This window comes from Antarcticibacterium arcticum, assembly GCF_007993795.1.
In the GTDB taxonomy this organism is placed as follows: domain Bacteria; phylum Bacteroidota; class Bacteroidia; order Flavobacteriales; family Flavobacteriaceae; genus Gillisia; species Gillisia arctica.
The window spans coordinates 2,486,045-2,505,615 of the sequence record NZ_CP042476.1 but is presented as its reverse complement, the minus strand read 5'-3'; the positions used below and the strand labels follow the sequence as shown (position 1 = coordinate 2,505,615).

Annotated in this window: 20 protein-coding genes; 12 read left to right on the top strand and 8 right to left on the bottom strand. The window is 40.7% G+C overall.

Annotation, left to right across the window (positions count from 1 at the left end; translation table 11 throughout):
• The first annotated feature begins 306 nt into the window (after positions 1-306).
• Complete coding sequence (locus FK178_RS11270) at positions 307-2,490, top strand: TonB-dependent receptor (RefSeq protein ID WP_146835025.1); 2,184 nt, start codon at positions 307-309, stop codon at positions 2,488-2,490.
• Positions 2,491-2,528: 38 nt separating this feature from the next.
• Here the strand turns inward: FK178_RS11270 and FK178_RS11265 are convergent, their stop codons facing one another.
• Positions 2,529-2,999, bottom strand: a complete 471-nt coding sequence (locus FK178_RS11265; RefSeq protein ID WP_317130353.1) for a Rieske (2Fe-2S) protein — start codon at positions 2,997-2,999, stop codon at positions 2,529-2,531.
• Between the two features lie 222 nt (positions 3,000-3,221).
• Between FK178_RS11265 and greA the strand changes: the two genes are divergently transcribed.
• The 3 genes from greA to FK178_RS11250 all read left to right on the top strand — a co-directional run bounded on the left by greA (position 3,222) and on the right by FK178_RS11250 (position 4,912).
• Positions 3,222-3,698, top strand: coding sequence for a transcription elongation factor GreA (gene greA, locus FK178_RS11260; protein WP_146835022.1), 477 nt, complete (start codon positions 3,222-3,224; stop codon positions 3,696-3,698).
• Positions 3,699-3,824: 126 nt separating this feature from the next.
• Positions 3,825-4,214, top strand: coding sequence for an HIT family protein (locus FK178_RS11255; RefSeq protein ID WP_146835019.1), 390 nt, complete (start codon positions 3,825-3,827; stop codon positions 4,212-4,214).
• Between the two features lie 83 nt (positions 4,215-4,297).
• Complete coding sequence (locus FK178_RS11250) at positions 4,298-4,912, top strand: haloacid dehalogenase-like hydrolase (protein WP_146835016.1); 615 nt, start codon at positions 4,298-4,300, stop codon at positions 4,910-4,912.
• On the opposite strand, the gene FK178_RS11245 is transcribed toward FK178_RS11250, so the two are convergent.
• The gene (locus tag FK178_RS11245; RefSeq protein ID WP_146835014.1) at positions 4,906-6,066 is read right to left on the bottom strand and encodes a sensor histidine kinase; all 1,161 of its coding nucleotides are present in this window, start codon (positions 6,064-6,066) and stop codon (positions 4,906-4,908) included. The two genes, FK178_RS11250 and FK178_RS11245, sit on opposite strands and share 7 nt — an antisense overlap.
• A gap of 107 nt (positions 6,067-6,173) precedes the next feature.
• On the opposite strand from FK178_RS11245, the gene FK178_RS11240 reads away from it, so the two are divergent.
• The 3 genes from FK178_RS11240 to aat all read left to right on the top strand — a co-directional run bounded on the left by FK178_RS11240 (position 6,174) and on the right by aat (position 8,178).
• Positions 6,174-7,052 (top strand): flavin reductase family protein, encoded by an 879-nt coding sequence (locus tag FK178_RS11240; protein ID WP_146835011.1) that lies wholly within the window; start codon positions 6,174-6,176, stop codon positions 7,050-7,052.
• Between the two features lie 2 nt (positions 7,053-7,054).
• Positions 7,055-7,426 carry a DUF3127 domain-containing protein gene (locus FK178_RS11235; RefSeq protein ID WP_146835008.1) on the top strand — a complete coding sequence of 124 codons (372 nt, stop codon included), beginning with the start codon at positions 7,055-7,057 and terminating at the stop codon, positions 7,424-7,426.
• A 155-nt stretch (positions 7,427-7,581) separates the two neighbouring features.
• Positions 7,582-8,178 (top strand): leucyl/phenylalanyl-tRNA--protein transferase, encoded by a 597-nt coding sequence (aat, locus tag FK178_RS11230; protein ID WP_240793919.1) that lies wholly within the window; start codon positions 7,582-7,584, stop codon positions 8,176-8,178.
• Here aat and FK178_RS11225 read toward each other — a convergent pair whose 3' ends face one another.
• The 6 genes from FK178_RS11225 to FK178_RS11200 form a co-directional block, all read right to left on the bottom strand.
• Positions 8,179-8,760, bottom strand: coding sequence for a DNA-3-methyladenine glycosylase I (locus FK178_RS11225; protein WP_146835003.1), 582 nt, complete (start codon positions 8,758-8,760; stop codon positions 8,179-8,181).
• Between the two features lie 5 nt (positions 8,761-8,765).
• Positions 8,766-9,479 carry an energy transducer TonB family protein gene (locus FK178_RS11220; RefSeq protein WP_146835000.1) on the bottom strand — a complete coding sequence of 238 codons (714 nt, stop codon included), beginning with the start codon at positions 9,477-9,479 and terminating at the stop codon, positions 8,766-8,768.
• 38 nt (positions 9,480-9,517) lie between these two features.
• Positions 9,518-10,219 carry a tRNA pseudouridine(55) synthase TruB gene (gene truB, locus FK178_RS11215; protein ID WP_146834997.1) on the bottom strand — a complete coding sequence of 234 codons (702 nt, stop codon included), beginning with the start codon at positions 10,217-10,219 and terminating at the stop codon, positions 9,518-9,520.
• Between the two features lie 55 nt (positions 10,220-10,274).
• Positions 10,275-11,072: an undecaprenyl-diphosphate phosphatase gene (locus tag FK178_RS11210; RefSeq protein WP_146834982.1), complete on the bottom strand. Its 798-nt coding sequence runs from the start codon at positions 11,070-11,072 to the stop codon at positions 10,275-10,277.
• A 2-nt stretch (positions 11,073-11,074) separates the two neighbouring features.
• The gene (locus tag FK178_RS11205) at positions 11,075-11,335 is read right to left on the bottom strand and encodes a DUF3098 domain-containing protein (protein WP_146834979.1); all 261 of its coding nucleotides are present in this window, start codon (positions 11,333-11,335) and stop codon (positions 11,075-11,077) included.
• 82 nt (positions 11,336-11,417) lie between these two features.
• The gene (locus FK178_RS11200; RefSeq protein WP_146834976.1) at positions 11,418-12,296 is read right to left on the bottom strand and encodes a cell division protein FtsX; all 879 of its coding nucleotides are present in this window, start codon (positions 12,294-12,296) and stop codon (positions 11,418-11,420) included.
• 177 nt (positions 12,297-12,473) lie between these two features.
• Here FK178_RS11200 and leuS point away from each other — a divergent pair, with 177 nt between their 5' ends.
• From leuS to FK178_RS11175, 5 genes are read left to right on the top strand one after another with little or no spacing between them, the layout of a single operon-like run.
• Positions 12,474-15,311 carry a leucine--tRNA ligase gene (leuS, locus tag FK178_RS11195; RefSeq protein ID WP_146834973.1) on the top strand — a complete coding sequence of 946 codons (2,838 nt, stop codon included), beginning with the start codon at positions 12,474-12,476 and terminating at the stop codon, positions 15,309-15,311.
• 56 nt (positions 15,312-15,367) lie between these two features.
• Positions 15,368-15,979 (top strand): DUF4230 domain-containing protein, encoded by a 612-nt coding sequence (locus FK178_RS11190; protein WP_146834971.1) that lies wholly within the window; start codon positions 15,368-15,370, stop codon positions 15,977-15,979.
• Between the two features lie 50 nt (positions 15,980-16,029).
• Positions 16,030-16,389 (top strand): MmcQ/YjbR family DNA-binding protein, encoded by a 360-nt coding sequence (locus FK178_RS11185; protein WP_146834968.1) that lies wholly within the window; start codon positions 16,030-16,032, stop codon positions 16,387-16,389.
• A gap of 15 nt (positions 16,390-16,404) precedes the next feature.
• Positions 16,405-18,174, top strand: coding sequence for a MutS-related protein (locus FK178_RS11180; RefSeq protein ID WP_146834965.1), 1,770 nt, complete (start codon positions 16,405-16,407; stop codon positions 18,172-18,174).
• Between the two features lie 17 nt (positions 18,175-18,191).
• Complete coding sequence (locus tag FK178_RS11175; protein ID WP_146834962.1) at positions 18,192-19,565, top strand: mannosyltransferase; 1,374 nt, start codon at positions 18,192-18,194, stop codon at positions 19,563-19,565.
• Positions 19,566-19,571: the final 6 nt, after the last annotated feature.

Here is a 19,571-nt window from a genome sequence, read left to right as displayed (position 1 = left end):
CAAAATTACGCCAATTCTTTTAAAATCTTTGTTGAGGGTTTAAAATCCCAAAAACCTTATTATATTTGCACCACATCTCAAAGGGGTGCCTTTCCCTGAAGAAATTCAGGAAATGGCTGAGATTATACCCAACGAACCTGGGCAGGTAATGCTGCCAAGGGAAATAAATGGAAACTTTTTTCCATTATGCGTATCTACTCCCTGTTAAACCAAATTGAGGTTTTCCGGGGTTTTTTTATGCAGAATTACTAATATAAACCATAGAATAAACTGCCCCTTTTATTCGTAGAAATTAATTTAATACGAATGAAATTTTCAATTTTTTTACCTGCTTTTTTAACTCTCTCATGTGCAGCATTTGCGCAACAAACACCGGGCGATACAATCAGGGAGGTTCCTGAAGTGCTGGATGAGGTACTTGTACGTGCAATACGCGTGAACGCAGATTCTCCCGTAACCCATTCAAACTTAACTGAAAAGAAGCTTGAAAAACGTAACCTGGGCCAGGACCTGCCTTTTATGCTTAATTTTTTACCTTCTGTTGTGAGTACTTCAGATGCCGGCGCAGGGGTGGGCTATACCTCCTTCCGGGTGCGGGGTAGCGATGCCTCCCGCGTAAATGTTACCCTAAACGGCATCCCATATAATGATGCAGAAAGCCAGGGTTCCTTTTTTGTGAATTTGCCAGATTTCACCTCTTCTGTACAAAATCTTCAGCTACAGCGAGGGGTGGGAACCTCTACCAATGGATCGGGAGCTTTCGGGGCAAGTTTAAATTTATTGACAGATGCAGTTTCAGAAAAAGCCTATGGCGAGATCACAAATTCTTTTGGCTCTTTTAATACCCGAAGGCATAACGTAAAATTTAGTTCGGGACTACTTAATGACCATATTGAAATAGCCGGAAGGCTTTCAAAGATCTCATCAAACGGATATATTGACCGTGCGAGTTCAGATCTAAAATCCTATTTTTTACAAGGTTCGTATGTAGATGAAAATACCCTTATAAAAGCTATTACTTTTGGCGGTCATGAGGTTACCTACCAGGCCTGGAATGGAATTGACAAGGTAACCCTGGAAATGGACCGCACGTTTAATTCGGCAGGAATGTTCACAGACCGCAATGGAAACATCAGGTTTCACGACAATGAAGTAGATGATTACAAGCAGGACCATTATCAACTGCACTGGAATGAGCGATATAATAATCGCTGGTCTTCTACACTTGGTTTAAATTATACCTACGGGAGGGGATTCTTTGAACAATATAAAGAGAACCAGCGCTTTTCCATGTATGGATTTGAGCCTTTGCAGGCAGAAGGGGGATTAATTGACCGGACAGACCTTATAAGACGCCGCTGGCTTGATAATGATTTTTATGTGGTCAATGCAAATGTCACTTACAAAAACAAAGAATTAGAAGTAACCTCGGGCGCTTTTTACAGCCATTATACCGGCGACCATTTTGGAGAGGTGATCTGGGCACGCTACGCTTCAGATTCCGAGATAAGAGACCGGTATTATTTTAGTGATGCTTCCAAAGATGAATTCACTGTTTTTTCAAAAGCTACCTACCGTTTCAATGATAAATGGCAGGTATTTGGTGATTTGCAGGGAAGGTTCATCAATTACAAAACAGGAGGAATTACTTCAGATATTGTACCTATAGATGTAGATCAAAATTTCAGCTTTTTCAACCCAAAGGCGGGAATAAGTTACCAGATTAACCCTTCAAATCAATTATTTGCCTACTACGGGAAAGCTCACCGCGAACCAACCCGGAATGATTTTGAAGAGGGTGTCAATACCCCCGAAAAGCTAAACGATTATGAACTTGGATGGCGTTTTTCTTCAGAAAAAATAAAACTGAACACCAATATTTTTTATATGGATTATGAAGATCAATTGGTGCTTTCAGGTGAGCTAAATGATGTAGGTGCGCCATTAAGAACCACCAGCGGCAGCAGTTACCGGGTGGGGCTTGAAATAGACGCAGAGGTGTTGTTTGGTGAAAATCTTAGTATTAGGCCCAACCTGGGATTGAGTTCTAATAAGAACCGCGACTTTGTGGCGACTATCAACGGGGAGCTTGTAAACCTTGGAAGTACAAATATTTCCTTCTCACCAGATGTGGTGATCTCTAATATGTTATTGTATCAACCAGTTAGGAATTTACAACTTGGGTTGCTTTCCAAGTATGTAGGCGAGCAATATATGGGCAATATAGACAGCAGGGCCTCCTTGCTGGAAAGCTATTTTGTAAATGATCTTAATGTATTTTATGAGCTGAATAATGTGCCTGTTTTCAGGTCAATTGTTCTTACAGCCCTGGTAAATAATATCTTTGATGTGAAGTATGAATCTAACGGCTACTTTTTTACCTATGAGGACGATTTTAGCCAGCCCGGTACAGTAACTACCATTGAAGGGGCAGGATATTACCCACAGGCAGGAATTAATTTTCTGGCAGGATTAACCCTGAAATTTTAGGGTTTTTAGGGAAACCAGCGGTTGGTGCTGGCGGCGTTCTAGTTATAAACCTCTATAATATTTCCGCTCTTTCTAACCCTGTAAGGTTTAAGGGAGTATTGCCCGGTGCCGGATGAAAGCTCGCCGGTAAGGATATTGTAGGAATTACCGTCACCACAACTACAGGTGGCAATTATTCCCTGTACCGTTAACCTGGAACAACCGGATAAGGGGTGGTTGGGATCGCTTAATTCAAAAGCGGTGAATTGGGTATTATTAATATTATAAACCACCACCCCATTAATCCCCCTGTTATAGGTCACATAACTATTTCCGGGGAAATTGAGGCTGTTATATTCAGGCAGGTTCAAATTTAGATCAAGACGAAAACTTATATTGGTAAGGTAAGGATTGTTTCTCACCTCATCATCTGGCTCACAAGACGTTAAGGCAAATGCCGCAATGAGAATAAAAAGAAATTTATGGAACATTCCCGGGTTTTTGATGGCTTCTAAATTAATTGCTTTCAATATTTAAATTTATTATATTTGTTTAGATAAATCCCGTCTCGCGTGGGATTTTTTGTATTTATTGACCGTACAAAATTTTTATTTTCAAAAAATAAGATCTTGTAAAGATCTGTTCAAAACTTTGAACTTTTAAGTTTTGAACCTAAAATTCAAAGCAAATAATAACACAGATAGGGTTGAGGGGAAAATTCTTTTCAGCCTTAAATGTTAAACGATAAAATTATGACCAAAGTATCTTATTATACTCCAGAAGGTTTGAAAAAGTTAAAGGATGAGCTTAACCAATTGCGTGATGTGGAACGTCCAAAGGCTTCCCAGGCAATTGCTGATGCCCGCGATAAAGGAGATCTAAGTGAAAATGCCGAATATGATGCTGCTAAGGAAGCCCAGGGATTACTGGAACTACGTATATCAAAAATGGAAGAGATCCTTTCCAATGCCCGTATTATAGATGAATCTCAACTTGATACTTCTAAAGTACTGGTGCATTCCCACGTGCGTATAAAGAACCTGGCCAACAAAACTGAGGTGAAATATAAACTTGTTGCCCAAAGTGAAGCAGATCTTAAAGCCGGAAAGATCTCTGTAGAATCTCCAATTGGAAAAGGTTTGCTGGGGAAACAGGTAGGAGAAACTGCTGAAGTTGAAGTGCCCAATGGAACTATGAAATTTGAGATCCTTGAGATCTGGAGGGAATAAAGTATTCACAAAATTTGAATAAAGTCCTTTTCATTGTTGATATTACCGGCAAATGAGAAGGATTTTCTAATTTTAGAAAATTTGGGGCAGGAAATCTGCCTTCGCATAATTACTTAAATAAAAAATATGACAAGTATCTTTTCAAAAATTATATCGGGGGAGCTTCCCGCTTATAAAGTGGCCGAGACTGATGAATTTCTGGCATTTCTGGATATTAATCCCAATGCCAAAGGCCATACCCTTTGTATTCCCAAAGAAGAGATCAATAAGATCTTTGATATGGAGCCTGCGCTTTATGGAAGGCTAATGGAATTTTCGCGAAAGGTGGCGGTTTCCCTTGAAAAATCTGTTACATGTAAAAGGGTGGGAATGGCAGTTATAGGCCTGGAAGTGCCTCATGTACATGTACATTTGATCCCGCTTAATTCTATGGGCGATATGAATTTTGGGAATAAACTAAGTTTCTCTAAAGAAGAATTTGAAGCTACCGCGGCCGAAATAAGAGCCAATTTTTAGCCTGCGAGAATTCGCAAATTCAAACAAACCTTGCCATTTCCCGGGGAATTGAAGAAGGTATAATCAATTTTAATTTCCTGAAAATGGGGCACAATAAAGAAGTGATTAAGGTTATGGTCTTTGACCTCAATGGTACCTTTTATAATAAAAGCTCCAAAGATGAATTTTATAAATTCATTATTTCAAAAAGGCCCAATCGTATAAAATATTATGTTGAAATGGTTTATTATAAGTTGCTTCTCAAAGTAAACCAGATAAGACAAACCGAATTCAAAGAAAACTTTTTTAATTATCTGGATGATTTTTCACCCGAACAGGTAAAAAAATATGCTGCTGAATTCTGGGAACAGGAATATCCTGACAACTTCAATAAAGAACTGTTGCAAAGATTTGCCGAACTAAAAGCTCAAAATGTTGTGATATTTTGTGCTACCGGGGGGTTGGAGCTTTACGTAAAACCACTCTTTGATCTTTATAAAATAGACGGTTTTGCAGGTACCTGCGTGAAATATACCGGGCATACTTACCTCGTACAGGGGAAAGCCTGTAAAGACGAGGAAAAAATAAACAGGTTGGAAGAATTTCTTGACGGGAAAGCTTACAGGATCATAGAAGCATATTCAGACAGTAAGGAAGAAATCCTTGACCGGGCAGAGAAAGCCTTCTTAATAAAGGATGGTGAGATCACTCCTTATTGATCACCGGACACCTTCTTTAAAGCTATCTGGAAGGTGGTTCCTTTATTTATTTCACTATTGTAAACCCTAATACGCCCTTTGTGATAATCCTCTATAATACGTTTGGCCAGTGACAGCCCAAGCCCCCAGCCTCTTTTTTTGGAGGTGTAGCCGGGTTCAAAAATGAGATTGAATTTGCTTTTAGGAAGGCCCTTTCCCGTATCTTTAATATACACATATACCCAATGAAGGTCCTGTTTTATCTCAATATTCAAACTGCCTTTGCCCCGCATAGCGTCAATCCCGTTCTTTACGAGATTTTCTATGGTCCAGCTGTAGAGGGAAGGATTCAGGTTTACATAAATAGGTGAATATGGTGTGGAAATGTTGAATTCTATAAGATCTGAGCTGCGGGATTTTATATAGGTGAAGCTTTCTTTAGTAGCCTGGATTAGTTCGGTTCTGGAAAGAATAGGCTCAGAGCCTATCTTTGAAAATCGTTCAGTTATGGTTCGAAGGCGGTCCACATCCTTTTCCATTTCTGCAATATAGGTCTTGTCTACATTTTCCTCTTTTAAAATTTCGGTCCATCCAATAAGGGAGGAAAGCGGGGTGCCTATCTGGTGAGCGGTCTCTTTTGCCATCCCTGCCCAGAGTTTGTTCTGCTCGCTGGATTTTGTGGTAGTGTAAAAAAAGTAAACTACGCTTATAAACAGGAAAATAATAAGCAGCAGTCCAATTGGATAATATTTTATTTTGGTGAGTAGGGGAGAATCGCCATAATAGATTCTGTGCACGAGGTTGTCACCTAATTCCATTTCAATGGGTTCGTTTTCCTCCTTTAAGCGTTCCAGATATCGTAATAATCTTGACTCGTCACTCCTTACTTCTTCGTCAATATTTAGTCCGTCAATGATGTTTCCTTTCTCATCAACCCAAATAGTGGGAATAGTGGTATTGCTGTTAAGCACCAAAAGGGTCAGGGCAATTTCAGTATCATTATCGGTTTGGGCAAGGAATGCCTGGGCTGCAGCCCAAATTTCCATTTTATCCCTCTCATCTTCCTTTAAGCTTTCAAAGAAAATGGAAGTGTTCCATAAAATTAAGGCAACTATGACTAAAGAGGAAATAATTATAAACCAACGGGCAGGCTTTCGTTCGTCTGAAAAGTTCATCAAGTCCTTGAATTATGGGTTAAATATAACCGTTTTCTGTTAATATTAATGTGAGGCCAGGGTTTTTCATTCCTATCCCTATTCGCTACCTTTGTGAAAAATAGCAGATGCTTAGTATTGATCCTAAAGAAATAAGTACCGGAAAATGCCACCAATATTTGCTTGGGGCAGTAGGCCCAAGACCTATTGCATTTGCCAGTACTATTGATGCCCAGGGGAGGCCAAATTTATCTCCTTTTAGTTTTTTCAACGTATTTAGCGCAAATCCTCCAATTTTGGTGTTTTCACCTGCAAGACGGGGAAGGGACAATACTGTAAAGCATACTTATTTAAATGTAAAGGAGACGAAAGAGGTTGTAATAAATATTGTAAATTTCAATATGGTGCAGCAAACCTCCCTTTCCAGTACAGAATATGCTGAAGGTGTGAATGAGTTTGAAAAAGCTGGTTTTACGATGTTGAAATCAGATTTGGTAGCTCCATTTCGCGTAGCCGAATCTCCTGCTCAATTTGAGTGTAAAGTTTTGGATGTCATAGAACTGGGGCAGGAAGGTGGCGCAGGGAACCTGGTAATTTGCGAGGTGGTAAAAATGCATTTTGATGAATCTATTCTGGATGAAACGGGTTTTATAGATCAACTTAAAATTGACCAGGTTGCAAGAATGGGCGGGAATTGGTATACCCGGGCAAAATTAGGTATGTTTGAAGTTCCAAAGCCGTTGACTACGCTGGGAATTGGGGTGGACGCCATAGCTCCCGAGATAAGGTCGAGCAAGGTGCTTACAGGGAATGACCTGGGGAAACTGGGGAATGTTGAAGCCTTGCCAACCCTGGAAGAGATTGAGAAATTTTTAAAGGAAGACACAGGCGCTGCGGAGATTTTAGGTTCCGGCGATACGGCAAAAATCCATAAGCGCGCGCAGGAATATTTAGAGAAAGATGAACCGGCACTAGCCTGGAAATTATTATTAGCAAAAAAGAGATAAAAATGGAAGTACAAGGTAAGATCAAAATGATTGGAGAAACCCAAACGTTTGGGAACAATGGATTTAGAAAAAGAGAAGTAGTAGTTACCACAGAGGAGCAATATCCGCAGCACCTAATGATTGAATTTGTGCAGGATAAAACAGACCTCCTTAACAATTTCCAGGTGGGACAACCTGTGAAAATTGGAGTTAATTTACGTGGAAGAGAGTGGGTAAACCCTCAGGGAGAAACAAAATATTTCAATTCAATCCAGGGATGGAGAGTTGAGAATTTACAGGCAGGAGCACCGGCAGGCCAAAATGTACCACCTCCTACAGATTTTCCTCCCGCTCAAAACCTGAATGATGAAGATTACGACGATCTTCCTTTCTAGGTCCCCGCTGCATTTTACTTATTAAAATGTGTAAATGATAACGAAAGCTTGGCTTCATATTATGAAGCCGGGCTTTTTTATTATTTTAAATTTGTTTCTAAATTATCAAACAGTTGAGAAAGCATAAGTCATATGAAGAATTCCCTCCCGTTGAGATGGCCAATGAAGACGGCCTTCTGGCAATTGGCGGCGATCTTTCAGTAAAACGACTTCTGGATGCTTATTGTCACGGGATCTTTCCATGGTATGAAGCTTCCCAGCCCGTAATTTGGTATAGTCCCGACCCCAGAATGGTACTTTTTCCCCATAAATTAAAGGTTTCCAAAAGCATGCGGAAATTGATAGAAAAAGAGGCTTTCAGGGTCACCTTTGATGAAAATTTTGAAGCTGTTATTAATAATTGTGCATCTATATCCCGGGAAGGACAAAAAGGCACCTGGATCACACCAGATCTTAAGAATGCTTTTTTAAAATTACACGGGTTGGGAATTGCCCAATCTGTAGAAGTTTGGAAGGGGAATAGATTGGTAGGAGGGCTTTACGGGATATATTTAAAGGAGCAAAAAGTGTTTTGCGGGGAAAGCATGTTTGCAAAAATAAGCAATGCCTCAAAGTATGGATTTATTGTGTGGGTAGAAAAGCTCAGGGCGCGTGGGATTAAGCTTATAGATTGCCAGGTTTATACAGCCCACTTGGAGAGCCTGGGAGCCGAAGAAATCCCCCGCAGGGAATTTTTAAAATATCTGGAATAATCAAATTTCGATCTTTTTAACCTCGTTGTACCGGTAACAGGTCACTTCGTGATCATTCACCATTCCGGTAGCCTGCATATGAGCATACATAACTGTTGAACCCACAAATTTAAAACCGCGTTTTTTAAGGTCTTTGCTTAATGCATCACTTATTGCCGTGGTAGGCGGTGCTTCTTTGTAATTGGTCACCTTATTGTGGATTGGTTTTTTTCCAACAAAATCCCAGATATAATTTGAAAAGCTTCCAAATTCTTTCTGCACTTCCATAAAAGCCCGGGCATTAGTAACCGTTGCCCTTACCTTTAGCTTATTTCTTATAATCCCGGAATTTTGCAGAAGTTCCTTAATTTTTCCTTCTGAATAATCTGCTATTTTTTTATAGTTGAACCCGTCAAAAGCCTCCCTGAAGTTCTCGCGTTTTCTAAGGATTGTGATCCAGCTCAGGCCCGCCTGAAATGTTTCCAGGATTAGAAATTCAAATAGTTTCTCATCATCCAAAACAGGAACACCCCACTCTGTATCGTGATAAGTCTCGTAAAGGGTATCTCCCACACACCAGCCACAGCGGTTCAAAGTGTCCATTTGCTTCAGGGTTTAAAATTATAAGTGATGGTGCCGGGTTGGGAATTGCGGCCAGCCATACGGCTAAAAATGGCCTGGGTTGCATATTGCATCGCCTGTTCGGTAAGGCATTCATTGGTAGTAGAGGAACTTCCGCGGTTTATGGAAGTTGTAAGCACTCTTCCCTCTGCATTTACCGTTATATTCACCACGATCTTTCCGGCTCGGTCACAGGTGTATATGGGATTGGGAATATGTACTGCAGTTCTCCCCAGCAGTGAGTATGTAATGGAACTATTATCCATTCCCCCGCTTTGGGTCGAGGTTTTTTCTGAAGACCGGTCTCCATCAGACCTTTTTTTTACTTCTTCCTTTTTTTGCTGCATCCCAAAACTTCCCGAGGTGCCGGGGCTATCCTCATTGGAAGATTCCAGTTGGGCAGCACTGTTTTTTTCAAATATTTCCTGGAGTTGCCTGTCAAAATTGGTTTCACGGGCTTCCTGGTTTTCATTAAAGGCCTGGTGGGTTTGCGCAGTTTGCCTGTTGGTCGTTTCCGGAGTTTCCTCGGGCTCCGGTTCCGGCTCCTCCGGTTTTTCTACCTGAAAATTATCAAGGTCCACCAGTAGTTCCCTCACTTTTTGATTTTTGCTGGACAAATTAAAATTATAAAGTGCAAGAATAAGTACTGAGCATAACAAGCTGGTAATTATAAGCGCCTTATGTCTGTCAAAAAAATCCATAAATGTAAAACTGCAGTGTTCAGGGTTTTATTCTTCGGTTAAGGTAACAAATTTTCAAAACCTGTTACATCCAAAGCATCTTCTACAAGAAACCCGCCAATTTTGGTTCTGCGAAGGGAAGAGAGATAGGCACCGGTACCCAGGGTTTTTCCAAAGTCATTTGCCAGACTCCTTATATAAGTTCCTTTGCTGCACACCACTCTAAAATCTACCTCAGGAAATCGCACTTCTGTGATCTCAAATTCCGTTATTTCAACTTTACGGGAGGGGATCTCGATGGCTTCTCCATTTCGGGCGTACTCATACATTCGTTTGCCATCCTTTTTCAAAGCTGAAAAAACCGGAGGAACCTGATCTATTACCCCAATAAATTCAAAGGTTGCCCCAATAATATCTTCTTCTGAAATATGTTCGGTTTCAAAGGTTTCATTTACCTCTGTCTCCATATCATAAGAAGGGGTTGTGGCACCCAAAGTGAAGGTGCCAGTATATTCTTTTACCTGCCCTTGTAATTCCTCAATTTTCTTCGTGAATTTCCCTGTACAAATAAGAAGCAGTCCAGATGCCAGAGGGTCCAGTGTGCCTGCGTGGCCTACTTTGATCTTTTTAATGTGGCAGCTTTTTCTTATAAGCCAACGCACTTTGTTTACCAGTTGAAATGATGTCCAGCCAAGTGGCTTGTCAAATAAAAGGATTTGCCCTTCCTTAAAATCTTCCGGAGTATAAATTTTATGTTCCATTCATTAATTGTTGAAAAAGGAATGGATTAAGTCGGTTGTCCCGGGTCCTTCATTTTTATTGATTGTAATATCCAAAGATTATAGCCAGGACACCCGCCACGAAACAGTAAATAGCAAAATAGGACAGCTTGCTCTTTTTTACCAGTTGTATCATCCAGGTACAGGCAGCTATTCCTGCGATAAAGGCCGCCAGGAATCCTATGATCAGGATGGAAGTTTCTGTGGTGCTTTCCGCGAGGTCCCCGCTTAAAATATCTTTCGCAATTTTCCCCAGGATCAATGGTACCACCATTAAAAATGAAAACCTTGCCGCCTTGCTTTTATCATTGCCTAATAATACCGAAGTTGAAATGGTCGCGCCACTTCGTGATATCCCGGGAAGCATTGCAATTGCTTGCGCCACCCCTATTACGAATGCATTTTTATAACTCACCGGTTTTTGGGTATCTTTTGCCTTATCTGCCAGCCATAAAAGCAATGCTGTAATAAGGAGCATAAAGCCCACCAACAAAATATTACCTCCAAAGAGCTTTTCCAGTTCTTCTTCAAAGAATAAACCTATTATAACTGCAGGGATCATTGAAAATATGATCTTCAGTGAAAATTTGGTTTCCTCATTCCATTTAAATTGAAAGAGGCCGGAAAGGATCTCCCAGATATCTTTTCTAAAAACCACAATAGTGCTAAGGGCCGTAGCAGCATGTAATACCACTGTGAACATAAGGGATTCGCTTGGTATACTGTTATCTCCTAAAATTGCTTTTCCAAGTTCCAAATGACCGCTGGATGAAACAGGTAAAAATTCGGTAAGACCCTGAACTATACCCAGGATCGCTGCATCAATTTCGTTCAATTTTATTTATCTTTTGTGGGGTTAACCAGGATGGCGTAGACCTGTATTCCAAATCCAATTAGCACTAATGCGGGGGCAAGACGTATTCTTCTAAAATTGTAGATCTCTTCGTTAAATACATTTGGATCATCACTACCGCCACCGGCCATTAATAAAAAACCAAGGGCAATAACTGCAAGGCCAATGAACATGAAGGTGTAATTTCTTTTTCCGAAGACGAAATTGAGGTCCTGCTTGTGTAATGGTTTCTTGTTCTTGTTCATTTTAATAGGTTTTTGCCTCCAATTATGGCAAAGGAACTAAATTATTTTCTTTTATCCTGAGTGCCAACTATTATTAACCTTCTTAATAATAAAGTTCATCTGTTTTTAGGTTCAGGAATCTGGAAGTTGCAAAGAAGGTGCTTGCCCAGGTAATAAAAATTCCCATTAAAAGAATCCCGAAGAAGAGCGCGAATAGAATTTTAACATCTGCCAGTAATTCCAGTTCAGGGAAACTTTTGTTGAGGTAGTAAAGCACAATGCCCATGCCTATAAGGGCGAGAACGGCCCCAATCACCCCAAGTTTTACGCTTTTCAATATAAACGGGAATCTTATAAAGCGCTTTGTGGCTCCCACCATTTGCATAGTTTTTATAATAAACCTCTTGGAGTAAACGGCAAGGCGAATAGAGCTGTTAATTAACAACACCGCAATAAAGGTGAAAATCCCGCTTATCACCAGGACCCAAAAACTTATTTTTTTCACATTATCATTAAGCAAGGCGATAAGGGGTTTATCATATACCACCTCTTCAACAAAATTTTTAGAAGTAAGATCTTCGGCAATTTCATCAATTTGTTCCGGGGAAACATAATCGGCTTTCATGTAAAGGTCAATGGAATTCTGCAGCGGATTGTACCCCAGAAACTCCATGAAATCCTCGCCAATTTCCTTGCTGTGTGCTTCTGCAGCATCTTCCTTGGAAATGAAAGTACTGGTTTTGGTATATTCGGCCATTGCCAGGCTTTTCTTAAGCTGTTCAATTTCCACTTCCTTGGCAGTGTCTTTAAGATACACGGTCATCGCGATCTGTTCCTTAAAATGATCGGCCACTTTTTTGGTGTTCAATACCAAAAGACCCAGAAGTCCCAATAAAAAAAGCACCAGGCCTATGCTAATAACAACCGAAAAATAGGACGAGATCAGGCGGCGTTTTTGATACTTTTCAAAAGATGTACTCATAGAGCGGTTACAGATTTTGTGTAAAAATAAGAAAGTAAATGATACTCATTCTTTAAAACGTTCAAACTTTTCACTTTCGTACATTAAACGTATTTTTGCGCGCATATCCTCTGTTTTAGGATATAATTGCAATTACTTTAAGCTGAAGAACTTCAGCAATCCAAATACATTTTCAAAATGAGTTACCATTTTAACGAGATTGAAGCAAAGTGGCAAAAATACTGGGCCGGTAATCAAACTTTTAAAGCCTCCAATTCTTCCGATAAGGAGAAATTTTATGTGCTGGATATGTTCCCGTATCCTTCCGGCGCAGGATTGCACGTAGGGCATCCCCTGGGATATATAGCCAGTGATATCTATGCGCGCTACAAAAGGCACAAGGGTTTTAATGTTTTACACCCACAGGGATATGATAGTTTTGGGTTGCCTGCAGAGCAATATGCCATACAAACCGGGCAGCATCCTGCACTTACTACCCAGGAAAATATTACCCGCTACCGGGAACAGCTCGATAAAATAGGTTTCTCATTTGACTGGAGCCGTGAGGTGCGCACCAGCGAACCAGATTATTATAAGTGGACCCAGTGGATCTTCATTCAGCTGTTTGATTCCTGGTATGATATCGCGGCCGATAAAGCCCGGCCAATTTCAGAGTTAACCGCGATTTTTTCTGCGGAAGGGAATCCTACCGTGAAAGCTGCGTGCGATGATGAAATTCCGGCTTTTTCAGCAAGTGACTGGAATTCTTATTCTTCAGAAGAGCAACAAAAAATATTATTAAAATACAGGCTCACATATTTGGCTGAAACTGAAGTGAACTGGTGCCCGCAGCTGGGCACTGTGCTTGCTAATGATGAAATTGTGAACGGGGTGTCAGAACGCGGCGGGTATCCCGTGGTGCGAAAGAAAATGACACAATGGAGCATGCGCATCTCTGCCTATGCCGAGCGACTACGGGCAGACCTCGACAAAATTGACTGGACCGAAAGTTTAAAAGAGAGTCAGCGCAACTGGATTGGGAAGTCGGTAGGAGCTCATGTAAAATTTAAAATTCAAAATTCAAAATTCAACATTGGTGTTTTTACAACAAGACCCGACACTATATTCGGAGTTACGTTCATGACCCTGGCACCGGAGCATGATCTTGTTGCAAAGATCACTACAGATGAGCAACGTGAGGAAGTGGAGGCTTATGTGAAAGCAAGCGCAAAGCGCAGTGAGCGGGAACGAATGGCCGATGTTAAGACCATTACCGGGGTTTTCACCGGTGCCTATGCCGAGCATCCTTTTACAAAAGAACCGGTGCCCATTTGGATTGGAGATTACGTGCTTGCCGGTTACGGTACGGGTGCTGTTATGGCTGTTCCCTGTGGTGACCAGCGGGATTATGATTTTGCAAAACACTTCAATATTCCTATTAAGAACATTTTTGAAAATGTAGATATTTCGGAAGAGGCATTTTCAGGCAAGGAAGGTTGCATAATAGCAAATTCCGATTTCTTAAGCGGACTTCCCTACAAGGAGGCACTGGCCAAAGCAATTGAGGAACTTGAAAAAATTGGTTTAGGAAGTGGAAAGACCAACTATCGCCTTCGCGATGCGGTTTTCTCCCGCCAGCGTTACTGGGGAGAACCATTTCCCGTTTATTATGTGAACGGACTTCCGCAAATGATAGATAAAGAACATTTACCCCTACGCTTACCCGACGTAGAAAAATACCTTCCTACTGAAGAAGGGGAACCGCCTCTTGGAAGGGCAGAAAAATGGTATTGGGATAATGAAAAGAAGGAGGTAGTTTCTAAAGAGGAATTTGAAAGTTCCCCCAATGGGGGCGGAGGGGGCCTTGAACTCAACACCATGCCCGGCTGGGCCGGGAGTTCCTGGTACTGGTTCAGGTACATGGATGCACATAACAAAGAGGAATTTGTATCTAAGGAAGCACAGGAATACTGGGAAAATGTAGACCTGTACATTGGAGGAAGTGAGCATGCTACCGGGCATTTATTATATTCAAGATTCTGGACAAAATTTCTGTACGATCGTGGTTTTGTATCTGTAGAAGAGCCTTTCAAAAAACTGATCAACCAGGGGATGATCCTGGGACAAAGTGCTTTTGTGTACAGGATTGAAGGGGAAAACACCTTGGTTTCAAAAAATTTGACCGATGGAAAGAAGGTGCAACCTGTTCATGCAGATGTTTCCCTTGTAAACTTTTCAGATGAACTGGATATTGAAGCCTTCAAAAAATGGCGTCCTGAATTTGAGAATGCTCAATTCATAATGGAAAACGGAGCTTTCATCGTAGGCCGCGAAGTGGAAAAAATGTCCAAGTCCAAATACAATGTGGTAAATCCAGATGAGATCTGTGAGCAATACGGTGCAGATACTTTGCGAATGTATGAGATGTTCCTTGGTCCGCTGGAACAGGCAAAACCATGGAATACCGCCGGGATCACCGGGGTACACAGTTTCCTTAAAAAATTCTGGAAACTTTACCATTCCGGGCCAAACGGATCTTTCCATGTTAGCGATTTCGCTACCTCTCAGGGTCTGGGAGAACCATTAAAAACCTTACACAAAACCATCAAAAAAGTAACTGAAGATATTGAGGCTTTCAGCTTTAATACCTCTGTTTCCACCTTCATGATTTGTGTGAATGAATTAATGGCCCAAAAATGTGATAACCGGGAGATCCTGGAGCCGTTGGTAATATTATTAGCGCCTTACGCCCCGCATATCGCCGAGGAGTTATGGCAAAAACTGGGACATACAGAATCTGTATCTACCGCTGCCTATCCTGTTTTTGAAGAGAAATACCTTGTGGAGAGCACCAAACTTTATCCGGTTTCATTTAACGGTAAAATGCGGTTCACAATAGAGTTGTCTCTTGAGCTGAACAAAGATGAGATCGAAAAAGCGGTGATGCAGGATGAGCGCACTCAAAAACAACTGGAAGGCCGTGCCCCTAAAAAGGTGATCATTGTTCCGGGAAAGATTGTAAACATCGTGGGTTAAAAAAAAGCACGCGTTTCAAAAGTTAATTTTAAGACAGGTTTTCTTTATATTTGAGTATGGAATATCTTTTTATAGGACTTGCGGCAGGCGCAATCCTGGCTTATTTTATTTTTGCACGTTTTAATAAACATCGCAGCAGGGAGCGGGCAGATGAGCAATCTGTGATCCTGATGGATAAGATAAAAAGCGTTTGTAAATTTATAAGCGTAGAGGGAGATTTCTCTGAGATCTACCATTATGAGAATCTCAAGGAGAAATATGTGAGTTTGCTTTTGGGAAAGAAAAAAGCCATAGTGCTTATCACGGCGCGCGCCCACGTTGGTTTTGACCTTAGTAAAATAAGGATGTCCAGCGATAACCAGAATAAAAAGATCTTTCTCACCAATTTTCCCGAGCCCGAACTGCTTACAGTAGAAACAGATTTTAAATATTATGACAAGAGGGAAGGTTGGGCAAATCCTTTTACAACCTCAGATCTGACTGATATAAACCGCGATGCCAAAAAACATATTGTTGATAAGATCCCCCAAAGCGGCCTTCTGGAAAAAGCCAGGAATGAAGCATTTTCTACCGTTTTGCTTATTGAAAAGATCGTAGAAACCATAGGTTGGAAACTGGATTATTCTGCTTTGGAAACAGATGTTAAGGACCAGCCTAAATTGCACTAAGTTTCTTAGCTCTTTAAAGTATTTAAAATCCCTCATTAAAAATTTAAGAAATGAATATTGAAACATTCAGGGATTACTGTCTTGAAAAAAAGGGAGTAACCGAAGGCCTTCCCTTTGGACCAGATGATCTCGTTTTAAAAGTAATGGGGAAGATGTTTACTATAGCAAGTCTTGATGAGGTGCCACTACGGGTGAACCTTAAATGCGATCCCGAAAAGGCGATCTCACTTAGAGAAGAATATCCCGATAATATATTTCCCGGGTATCATATGAATAAGAAACTCTGGAATACACTAATTCTGGATGGCCGCTTATCCAATTCCTTTATCTTTGAACTTATAGATCATTCTTATGACTTGGTAGTATTGGGTTTGACTAAAAAATTGCAAAAAGAACTTCAGGATCTTTGAAAAAGAAATAATTAAATGACGCCACAGGAATTTTATAAAAAAGAGAAAGAAAACCAGAATTTCCTGTTGCAGGAAGCCAATAAGCGCCTTAATATTTCCAGTTTTATACGGCTTGTTGTTTTCCTTTTAAGCGCGTACGGGATCTATTATTTTATTGATGAATTTAGAATAGTTGCCGTTATCGCATTGCTGGGTATTGCAATATTTTTATTTCTCGTTTCCCGGCATACAGATCTTAAATACAAGCGGGACAAGATCCAAAAGCTTGTTAATCTTTATGAGACGGAGCTCTTGGTGTTGAAGGGTGAGTTTTCACACCTTCCGTCCGGGGAAGAATTCAAAGATCCAAAACATCCTTTTAGCCAGGATATTGATCTTTTTGGAGAAGGCTCTTTCTTTCAGTATTTGAACCGAACCGCCCTGCGAGGAGGGACTTTAAAACTAGCTAATTTTTTATCTGAGAATTCCATAACAGATATTGAAAAAAAACAGGCAGCTATAAAGGAACTTATTGGAATGGTGAAATGGCGGCAGGAGTTTACTGCCATTGCGGGATTAGTTAAAACCGAAACTCCCTCAAAACAGGTGCTCTCCTGGTTTAAAGGGTATATGAAGTTTATTCCATCTTATATGAGATGGTTGCCCTGGGTCTTTTCAGCAATATCTCTGCTTGCCGTTCTTGGCTATGCATTTGATTATTTAACCGGGCTTCAGTTATTTCTATGGTTCCTGGTAGGGATTTTATATACCGGGGTGTATTTTAAAAAGGTAAATATGCTTTCCGGCAGTGTTAACAAGGTGCAGGATACCTTTCACCAATACCACCAACTGCTTGCCCTTATTGAAAAAACTGAATTTTCTTCTGAAATTTTAAAGAATAAAAGATCTCTAATAGCTTCGGCTTCCGGAAATTCCTCTAAGCTCTCAAAAAAATTCTCCAGGGCTATTGATTCCCTGGAACAGCGAAATAATTTTTTGGTGGGGGGGTTGCTAAACGGGTTTATGCTGTGGGATCTCCGGCAGTCCTATAAACTCGAAAAATGGATCATTGAAAACAGGCAGCACGTGAAGAATTGGTTTGAAGTGATAGAATTCATTGATGCGTATAACAGCTTTGGAAATTTTGGTTTCAATCATCCAGATTATATTTTCCCGGAGATCACGACTTCAGGTCCGGTTATAAGTGCAACAGAGCTTTCACACCCGCTGCTGGATCCCCGGAAAAGGGTTTCCAATGATCTGGAAATAGGGAATGAGCAGTTCTTCATTATTACGGGTGCAAATATGGCGGGGAAAAGCACCTTCTTACGTACGGTTTCCCTCCAAATTGTAATGTCCAATGTAGGTTTACCGGTTTGCGCTACTTCTTGTGAATATTTTCCAATAAAGCTTATCACCAGTATGCGAACTACAGATTCGCTTACAGATGATGCCTCTTATTTCCTTTCTGAATTAAAGCGCCTTCAATATATTGTTGAAGCCATCAAGACAGATAAATACTTCATTATTCTTGATGAGATCCTGAAGGGTACTAACAGTACAGATAAGGCAATTGGCTCGCGGAAATTTATTCAAAAACTTGTAAAATCAAAGTCCACCGGGATCATTGCAACCCACGATCTCAGCCTTTGTGAGGTTTCCGAAGAACTACCGCAGGTGGAAAATCACTATTTTGATGCCGAGATCATTAATGATGAACTTCATTTTGATTATAAATTCAAAGAAGGGATCTGCCAAAATATGAATGCCTCCTTCCTGCTGAAGAAAATGAATATTGTCGATTAATTCAAAGATTGTTTCAAATGGGTAATTTTCTCCGGCTACACAAATTCCCTTTGCTGCTGGTAATTACCGGACTTCTTTTCTACAGTTCTTTTGGATACAGTCTGGAAAGGGAAGATTTTGTAAAATTAATCACGCTTTATACCGGGCTTTTTTTTGTTAGCTGGAAACTTATTCAGCTCGAGAAAGTAAATTTTTGGTTTCTCGCTTCCATTGCCCTCCTCTTCCGGTTGATCTTTATTGGGGCACAGCCTGTGCTTTCCCAGGATTTTTACAGGTTTATCTGGGACGGGAAAATGCTGTTGGCAGGTTGGAACCCTTATTTATATTTACCGCAGGAACTTATTGAGCAGGGCACCGCGCCCATATCAAAGGCAGCTGAATTGTATTATGGAATGGGAAAACTCAGTGCCGGGAATTATACCAATTACCCACCCCTTAACCAATTGATCTTTGCTCTGGCCGCTTTCGCAGGGAAAGGTTTACTGGGGCCGGTGATCGTGATGAGGTTGGTAATTATAGCTGCAGATGTTGGGGTGCTTTACTTTGGAAAAAAATTACTTGAAAAACTCGGACTTCCCCGCCACAGGATCTTCTGGTATATTTTAAACCCGCTGGTGATCATAGAGCTTACCGGCAATCTTCATTTTGAGGGGGTAATGGTGTTCTTTCTCGTGTGGTCCCTGTACCTGTTGCACCATAAGAAATGGATCTTAAGTGCAATTCTTTTTGCCGCATCAGTCCTGCTAAAAATAATTTCACTGTTGTTTTTACCCTTGCTTATTGGCTATTTTATAAAAGAAAAGAAGGGGGTACAATCACCAGATTTTAAAAAATTATTTGGGTATTATTTGATAGTGGGATTAACCGTAATTCTTGGATTCCTGCCTTTTCTATCGCCTACATTTTTCAGCAGTTTTGGAGCCAGTTTAGCGCTTTGGTTTCAGAAATTTGAATTTAACGCCAGCTTTTATTACCTCGTGAGATGGGTGGGCTTTCAGGTAAAAGGCTATAACATCATAGAAACGGCCGGGAAAGTGCTGCCGTTGATTGTTTTGGCCATTTTGCTGGGACTTACCTTCTTCAGAAAAAACAACTCAACAGAGCGGCTTATATCGGGAATGCTTCTGGGGATATCGGTTTATTTTTTTCTCGCAACCACCGTTCATCCCTGGTATTTGGTCACTCCGCTCTTACTATCAATTTTTACCCGCTACAGGTTTGTGCTTATTTGGTCCTTCTTCGTAATGCTGAGCTATTTCACCTATTCCAATCCTGAATTTCAGGAGAATTTATGGCTGGTCGCGATGGAATATGTGGTAGTGCTGCTGTGGTTTGTAAGGGAGATCTATGTTAACACCAATAATAAGAAAATGGTTGTCGCCGGAAAGTAAAATTCC

Excerpts from the sequence above, each read along its gene's own strand:
- FK178_RS11270 (WP_146835025.1), top strand. The coding sequence starts at position 307 with ATGAAATTTTCAATTTTTTTACCTGCTTTTTTAACTCTCTCATGTGCA.
- FK178_RS11190 (WP_146834971.1), top strand. The coding sequence starts at position 15,368 with ATGGAATATCTTTTTATAGGACTTGCGGCAGGCGCAATCCTGGCTTAT.
- FK178_RS11255 (WP_146835019.1), top strand. The coding sequence starts at position 3,825 with ATGACAAGTATCTTTTCAAAAATTATATCGGGGGAGCTTCCCGCTTAT.
- leuS (WP_146834973.1), top strand. The coding sequence starts at position 12,474 with ATGAGTTACCATTTTAACGAGATTGAAGCAAAGTGGCAAAAATACTGG.
- FK178_RS11225 (WP_146835003.1), bottom strand. The coding sequence starts at position 8,760 with ATGGACACTTTGAACCGCTGTGGCTGGTGTGTGGGAGATACCCTTTAC.
- aat (WP_240793919.1), top strand. The coding sequence starts at position 7,582 with ATGGCCAATGAAGACGGCCTTCTGGCAATTGGCGGCGATCTTTCAGTA.
- FK178_RS11185 (WP_146834968.1), top strand. The coding sequence starts at position 16,030 with ATGAATATTGAAACATTCAGGGATTACTGTCTTGAAAAAAAGGGAGTA.
- FK178_RS11240 (WP_146835011.1), top strand. The coding sequence starts at position 6,174 with ATGCTTAGTATTGATCCTAAAGAAATAAGTACCGGAAAATGCCACCAA.
- greA (WP_146835022.1), top strand. The coding sequence starts at position 3,222 with ATGACCAAAGTATCTTATTATACTCCAGAAGGTTTGAAAAAGTTAAAG.
- FK178_RS11205 (WP_146834979.1), bottom strand. The coding sequence starts at position 11,335 with ATGAACAAGAACAAGAAACCATTACACAAGCAGGACCTCAATTTCGTC.
- FK178_RS11180 (WP_146834965.1), top strand. The coding sequence starts at position 16,405 with ATGACGCCACAGGAATTTTATAAAAAAGAGAAAGAAAACCAGAATTTC.
- truB (WP_146834997.1), bottom strand. The coding sequence starts at position 10,219 with ATGGAACATAAAATTTATACTCCGGAAGATTTTAAGGAAGGGCAAATC.
- FK178_RS11235 (WP_146835008.1), top strand. The coding sequence starts at position 7,055 with ATGGAAGTACAAGGTAAGATCAAAATGATTGGAGAAACCCAAACGTTT.
- FK178_RS11220 (WP_146835000.1), bottom strand. The coding sequence starts at position 9,479 with ATGGATTTTTTTGACAGACATAAGGCGCTTATAATTACCAGCTTGTTA.
- FK178_RS11245 (WP_146835014.1), bottom strand. The coding sequence starts at position 6,066 with ATGAACTTTTCAGACGAACGAAAGCCTGCCCGTTGGTTTATAATTATT.
- FK178_RS11250 (WP_146835016.1), top strand. The coding sequence starts at position 4,298 with ATGGGGCACAATAAAGAAGTGATTAAGGTTATGGTCTTTGACCTCAAT.
- FK178_RS11175 (WP_146834962.1), top strand. The coding sequence starts at position 18,192 with ATGGGTAATTTTCTCCGGCTACACAAATTCCCTTTGCTGCTGGTAATT.
- FK178_RS11200 (WP_146834976.1), bottom strand. The coding sequence starts at position 12,296 with ATGAGTACATCTTTTGAAAAGTATCAAAAACGCCGCCTGATCTCGTCC.